General features: G+C 57.1%; 6 protein-coding genes. 2 read left to right on the top strand and 4 right to left on the bottom strand.

Annotation, left to right across the window (positions count from 1 at the left end):
- The 4 genes from WCA53_RS18575 to WCA53_RS18560 all read right to left on the bottom strand — a co-directional run.
- The coding region (locus WCA53_RS18575; RefSeq protein ID WP_423913804.1) for a glycosyltransferase family 2 protein at nt 1–398 on the bottom strand (398 nt) is incomplete at its 3' end.
- 50 nt (nt 399–448) lie between these two features.
- Nucleotides 449–1,558, bottom strand: a complete 1,110-nt coding sequence (locus WCA53_RS18570) for a glycosyltransferase family 4 protein (protein ID WP_423913799.1) — start codon at nt 1,556–1,558, stop codon at nt 449–451.
- Between the two features lie 100 nt (nt 1,559–1,658).
- Nucleotides 1,659–3,110, bottom strand: a complete 1,452-nt coding sequence (locus WCA53_RS18565) for a mannose-1-phosphate guanylyltransferase/mannose-6-phosphate isomerase (protein ID WP_423913796.1) — start codon at nt 3,108–3,110, stop codon at nt 1,659–1,661.
- A gap of 154 nt (nt 3,111–3,264) precedes the next feature.
- A complete protein-coding gene (locus tag WCA53_RS18560; RefSeq protein WP_423913792.1) occupies nt 3,265–4,971 on the bottom strand; it encodes a hypothetical protein in 1,707 nt (568 codons plus the stop codon).
- 679 nt (nt 4,972–5,650) lie between these two features.
- On the opposite strand from WCA53_RS18560, the gene WCA53_RS18555 reads away from it, so the two are divergent.
- Nucleotides 5,651–6,835: a glycosyltransferase family 4 protein gene (locus WCA53_RS18555; RefSeq protein ID WP_423913789.1), complete on the top strand. Its 1,185-nt coding sequence runs from the start codon at nt 5,651–5,653 to the stop codon at nt 6,833–6,835.
- Between the two features lie 10 nt (nt 6,836–6,845).
- Nucleotides 6,846–7,065: NAD-dependent epimerase/dehydratase family protein (locus tag WCA53_RS18550; RefSeq protein WP_423913786.1), on the top strand; the 220-nt coding region annotated here is incomplete at its 3' end.

Below are 7,065 nucleotides of genomic sequence, written 5' to 3'. Positions count from 1 at the left end.
TAATGTCCACCGGAATGACGATCGCCCACAACCATATCGGCGCGGCCTTCCAGTACCGGCGCAATCAGATCCTGCAGACGATCGGCGGGATACGTCATATCGGCGTCGGCAATCACGTAGATGTCGGCATCTATTGTGACAAACGCGCGTCTCAAAGCATTGCCTTTGCCTTGGCGCAATTCCACCATTACAGCGCCTTCGCAACCAAGCGCTGACAGCGTCTTCTCAGCGAGAGCCTGCGTGTCGTCTTTTGAATTGTTATTAATTACATACAGCGAAGCCGATGGCAATTGCTGATGAAACGCTCTCATCGTCTCGACGATTGTCGCTGACTCGTTATACGCGGGCAGAATGATCGCGATTTTTTTCGATGGCGCTTGAGCTTGCAAATTAGACATTCTTTTTGACGCCGTTTAGGTGTTCGTTTGAGACCGAAATAAAAAAGACATCATCGACCTGGACAAAGCCGCCGATACAACCGCACATACGCATCCGCCATCTTGTCGGCGGTGAACATGGCCAGGAACCGCGCCCTTGCAGCAACCCCGAATCGGGTCGCCAACGCTTCGTCGGCCCAAAGCGTACCCATGGCACCGCGCAGCGCGCCCGGATCACTTGCAGCGACCACGATCCCCGTCTCACCATCCACGTTCACGTACGAAGTCCCGGTCCCGATCTCCGTCGATATCATCGGCTTGCCGAACATCGCGCCTTCGAGCAGCGAGATCCCAAAAGCCTCGGACCTCAGATGCGAGGGAAACGTCAACGCATAGCAGAGCGAGAGGAGGGCGACCTTGTCGTCATCGTCCACTGGCCCGACAAACTCAACGTTCTTCAACCCAAGCCGTTCCGCCTGCGCCCGCAGATCGCGCTCAACCGGCCCTGCGCCTACGATCACCACTTTAAACTCGGTCCCTTGCATGGCATCGAGTAGAACGTGCAAGCCCTTGTAGTAACGCAAGTTGCCGACAAATAAGAAGAACTTCGGCCCAACGCGCTCGCGCCAGTACCTCAACTTCTCTTCAGTCGGCGTGGCATAGGACGTCTCATCCAACCCGATTGGTATCACTACCACCTTGTCGCGAAACCGCTGCAACACATCGCTGGTCGCGAGGTAGTTGGGCGAGGTCGCCACAATCGCATCGACACTGCCAAGAAACCGGTCGCGCAAAGGCTTGTAAAACTGGAGCAACACCTTTTGCCGGACAATATCCGAGTGATACGTCACAACAGAAGGCTTCCCGACCCGCGTAGCAAAATGCACGACATCCGCGAACGGCCAGGGAAAATGGTAATGAATCAGATCCGCATGCTGGGCCAATTCACGAAAGCGCCGGAACGCGGCCATCGAAAACGCCGACGACGCAATCTCCACATCCAGCTTCGCCCGATGATGCACGTGGTCGCCAAAATCGACCGACGTCGTGTCCTTGCTGACCGTCAGCACTTCGCTCGTGATGCCGCGTTTCGCCGCACCCGAGCAGATCTGGCCGATAAGTTCTTCGGCGCCACCCATTGAGTCGGGCTTGTACGTCTTGTAGAAGTGTAAAACGCGCATAGATCCTGGGGACGGTGGCGGCCAAGTGCGACCAGCCGAAGTTGAAACGGGCGCAAGCGCCCGTTTCAAAGCAATACGCGGAAAAGTCAGCTAAGCCGTATTAAACCGGCGCGCGCCCATAGACATCTTCGAAGCGGACGATATCGTCCTCGCCGAGATACTCGCCACATTGCACTTCGATCAAGACGAGATCCATCACGCCCGGATTCTTCAGCCGGTGCTTATGCCCAGCAGGAATGTACGTCGACTCATTCGGTTGCAGCGAGATCACGCGGTCGCCGTTGACGATCTCCGCACATCCGCTCACCACGATCCAGTGTTCGCTACGGTGATGGTGCATCTGTAAGGAGAGCTGTGCGTTCGGCTTCACCACGATGCGCTTCATCTTGAAGCGGTCGCCTTCCTCGAGCACGGTGTACGTGCCCCACGGGCGATGCGCGGTACGATGCAGCCGGTACGCGGAATGATTCACGCGCTTCAACTTCGCGACGATCTGCTTCACATCCTGCGCACGATCGCGCGACGCGATCAGCAGGGCGTCGGCGGTATCCACCACGATCAGGTCCTGCACGCCCACCGCGCCGATCAGTCGCCCTTCTTCGCTGCGCACGAAGCAGTTGTCAACGTCATACAGCTCGACTTCGCCTTGAACGCGATTTCCCCGCGCATCGGGCGCAGTCAGTTCGCTGATCGACAGCCACGAACCGATATCGCTCCAGCCCATTTCGCACGGAACCACATTGACGTTATCCGAGCGCTCCATCACCGCATAGTCGATGGAAATGTCTTCCGCACGGCCGAACTGCGTGGCATCGAGTTCGACGGTGTAGCCGTCCTTCGACTCGCTGCGCGTCGCGGCATTCACAGCGGCAAGAGCAGGCGCGAGCACGTTCGGCGCGTGTTTTTCGAGTTCGGCGAGCATGGCCTCGGCGGTGAAGCAGAACATGCCTGCATTCCACAGATGACGCCCGCCGGCCACGAGTTCCTCCGCGATCTTCAACGCGGGCTTCTCGACGAAACGCACGACCTTGTGCACGGCGTCGGCACCCGGCAGCGGCGCGCTTTCAAATTCGATGTATCCGTAGCCCGTTTCCGGCTTCGTCGGCCGGATGCCGAACGTAACAATGCGACCTTCCTGCGCCGCGCGCGCGGCGTGCTGGACAGCCGCGCCAAACGCGGCTTCATCGTCCACCAGTTGATCTGCGGGCATGACCAGCATGATCGCGTCGGCGCCATGCTGCTGGCGCACGACTTCGGCTGCGACCCCGATAGCCGCAGCGGTGTTGCGCGCGGACGGTTCGAGGATGAAACCCAGTTGCGAGACGCCGGTATGGGCATCGACGCACTCATCCTTGGTCAGGAAGTAGGTCTCGCGATTCGTCACTATCACGACTTCATCGGCGCTTGCCACATGCGATGCACGCAGAAATGTCTTCTGCAGCAGGCTTTGCCCGTCGGCCAGTTTCAACAGCGGCTTAGGGAAGGCTTCGCGTGACACGGGCCACAGGCGGGTACCCGCGCCCCCACAGATGATGACGGGAATAATCTTCATTGAATGGCTCGGAAAAGTGTCTGAATTCATGCACGAAAGCGGTGATTTTAACGGATTTCAAGTCGCCAGTCCCCGATTTGGGTACATCTGGTTACCGTTGTTGCAGCAATCGATGCGCCCGCGGCCTACCGTGCATTGCGCGCCCAGGGTATGCCTAGGTCGGCATGTCAGGCGTGAAAGGCGCCTGATTCCACTTCTCCGGCTTGGTCGCATCGAGTGAGCAAACGCCGCGCAGGTTGTGGCGCTCCGCGTACGCTTTCGCACGGGCGACATAGTCTGGACTGGTGGAGTTCGAAAAATCCCAGTCGGATGGATTGAATGTCGAGAAGCCGTTCATCGTCGGAATTCGGAAATACGCTGTCAATAACATGGCGTCGACGTTATGCGGGTACAGAGAGAGAACTTCCGGATTGCCGGTGAGCTCACTCCCGCGTGCGTTGACGACGAAAAATGAGTCACACGACGCCGGTACCGGCGAGATCGCCGCCAACATTCTGTTTTGCTCTGCGGTGTTTAGCGTGAGCGATTGCATGCTGTTGACGCTTTCACCAATTAGTACAGCCCCTAGAAAAAACAAAATTACTTTGGGAACATAAGAGCGCAATCGGTCGAGATAGCTGATTCCTATTACCAACAGGGGCAGGGTCAAGAATATTTGGTATCGAGATATGATTCGAATACCTTTCGCGCCGGGAACAATAAAATACAAGATTCTCCACGGCGAAAAGGAGCCGAATTTAACTACGGCCAACCATGTAACCAAGGCGGCTACACCCATGCAGAATAAAAATTTATTCGCAGTGAATTCTTGCGATTTGTTATACGATTTTTGAGCTTTAAAGTAGAGCGTGCCGGCGACCGCGAGAATGATCATCAGGACAGGAAAGCCAGTGATATGCTCCCCGCCAGATTCTGTGTCCGGTGCAATTGCATTATGAAGAAAGCTAAAGAAGCGGCTCCACGCGAAATTACGGTCGCCCACGTTGAAAAGATCGAGCGGGAATAGGGAATGAGCGATTGCCGTGCCGACCGGATGCATACCGGTCTCGCGAGCCTTGGGCAGATACACGATCAAGAACGGGATGATCAAAATTATCATGGGGAGAACGCAAAGCAGGATCGGTCTCCAGGCGGCCCTTATTGCGTTCCATGCTTTGCGGGTTTCGGTCGCGTGAGCGCACGCCATGGCTACACCGGCGAGTGCCATGCAGAAAAATGCAAAGAACCAGGCCATGTAGAACGACGTCAGCATCCAGGCGTCGAATACGATTGCAAGAACTGAGCTGTGCAACAGCAACTTTCGATAGTCGGCGCGGGTGAACGCATCCCGGCAGCGCATCAATGAAATGGCAACAATCGGCGAAAACGCTACAGATAGCAATTGACCATGCGCTATCTGATTATTGGAGTTTCCCGCAATAGTGAACAAAATCGCGCCAAGCAGGCTCGCTGCAAACGTTAAGCGAAACCGGCGTAACAGCGAGAACATCCCAACATACCCAACTGCCTTGACAACGATGTGTGTGAGCGAGGTCGACACAAATGGGTCAACTCTGAATGCCCGAATGCACGAATAGATAACGCCGTAAATGAAATAACCGTCGTTATATCCCAGCGTATCGTGGTGAGGGAAAAAATATCCGGTCTCGGTCCATCGTTGCAGTCCCGAAAAGACGTTGTACCAATGCTCCAGGATCGCCGTTTCTATCTCTGTATCAAAGTAGTCGCCATATAAAAACCGAAAGCCGCTAGCAATTTCTGGCTGAAAGCACAGATAAAGGGAGGCCGCAAGTCCGAGCGTCCATATTATTGAGCAGGCAAGGGAAGGCTGCGCCGATCGCTGATCGGAGAAAGTTTGCATTCTTTAACCTTATCGGGTCCGGCAAAAGGGGTTTCGAGCGGGTGTCAGACGAGTTTCAAAGTGTTCTAGCTGCGCAGATCACTGAAGTTTACTCATGCATACAAATGACGACAAGCAATACTCGTCATAAAATGACACAGAAATGGCCATATCGCTGAATGAAAGCGGCGATATTAACGGATTTCGAAACGCCGGTGCCCGATTTGAATACATATGGTTACCGTTGTTGCAGCAATCGAACTGCCTGCCGCTCGCGACACGGCGGCGGCTTTGTTAAGGTGTGTTCCGAACAAGGAGGCGCTTGGAAGTTTGAAGATCCGTGCGGCCCTGACGCGCCGCGCTGCGCAGGCATGATGAGCGGCGCGCCAGCAGCCCAAAACTGCGAGGAGGCTGACCCCGATATGTTAAATTGTGGAACTGGCTTGCCATTGGTTTCAACGCCATTCGCATGACGCAAGTAAAGACCCAAGTAAAGACCCAGGTAAAGACCCAGGTAAAAGGAAAAAATGACGGAGGCTGCGACTTCGAGTCCGGCAAACCCTTCCGTTCGAGAGATGAGTTTGCTGTGCGCACTTCGTCGTCGCTTGGCTCCGGCGTCTGTCCGAAACACCCTGCAGTAACCCACGATGGCGGTGCCACCGCCCTCGCAGACTCTTTTTTGCCGCACGACGCCAATCGCATGAAACTGCTTTTCGATCTCAATTCACTTAGACCACCAAGAAGCGGCGTCGGTTACTACACGCAACATCTGCTGGAAGGCTTGATCCAGGATCGTGAGGTCGCTGGCCTTGCTGGCTGGGTCGGCACGGAGTGCTTCGAAGGCGAACGCCTGCGTGCGTTGATGGAACAGCGCGTGCCCCTGCGAAAGGGCGTCCAGTTCACCGACGGCATCGCGGCGAAGGTACTGCAAAAGGCGCGCAGCATGCCGGGCCTTTATCGCGGGCGGACGATCGTGCGGGCGATCAAATCGCGCGATGTCCGGGCCGACTTTGCACGGCGCGGCTATATCTATCACGAGACAAACTTCGTGGCGTCGCGTTATAGCGGACCGACGGTCGTCACCATTCACGACTTGTCGCATCGGCGGCATCCTGAGTTTCATCCACGCGTGGCTGTGGAGTATCTGGATCGCGAGTTGCCGAAGACTTTGCGGCAGGCGCAGGTGGTGATTGCGGACAGTCATTACACGAAGAACGATATCGTCGAGATCTATGGCGTGCCGGAATCGAAGGTGGTGACGATCCATCTGGGCGTCGAGCCGGCGTTCCAGCCCTACGCGGCCGAGTCCTGCGCGGAGGCGCTTGGCCGTCTGGGCGTTGCGCGCGGAGGCTTTGTCTTGTCGGTCTGCACGCTGCAGCCGCGCAAGAACCTTCAACGCCTGGTGGAAGCGTTCGCACGCCTGCCTGCTGATATGCGCCAGGCCTTCCCGCTTGTCTTGATCGGCGCGGACGGCTGGAAAAATTCCGAGTTGTTGCGCGTGATCGAGCCGCTGGCGCAAGCCGGCCAGGTTTTCACACCGGGTTATGTGCCGCGTGCCGATTTGCTGAAGCTGTATGCATCGGCGGCGCTGTTCGCTTACCCGTCGTTATTCGAAGGCTTCGGCTTGCCCGTGGCGGAAGCCATGGCGAGCGGCGTGGCCGTGTTGACGTCGAACCTGACGTCGCTGCCTGAGGTATCGGCGGGAGCGGCGTGGGAGGTGGACCCGTATTCCATCGATGACATCGCCGCCGGCATGCGGCGCCTGCTAGGCGATCCGGCGTTAAGGGACGAACTCGCCGTCAAAGGCTTGCGACGCGCCGCCGAGTTGACCTGGGATGCAACCGTCGCGCAAACCTGCGCGGTGTATCGGAGGTTATCGGCATGAGGGCGCAATCATGCGAATAGTCGTGACCGGAGCGAACGGTTTCGTGGGCCGCGCGACGTGCGCGAATCTCCTCAATGCAGGCCACGATGTGACCGCGCTCGTGCGCCGGGCGGGTACCGGTGAATCGCGAGTGCATGAACGCGTGATCGCCGACGATAACTTCGCGAGCCTGGCAACGGCCACGTCCTCGACGCCCGACCCTGCCGATGCATTCGTGCTCCTCGCGGCGC

This window comes from Caballeronia sp., assembly GCF_049581465.1.
GTDB lineage: Bacteria > Pseudomonadota > Gammaproteobacteria > Burkholderiales > Burkholderiaceae > Caballeronia.
The sequence above is the reverse complement of the archived record's forward strand: the minus strand, read 5'-3'. Positions and strand labels throughout refer to the sequence as shown.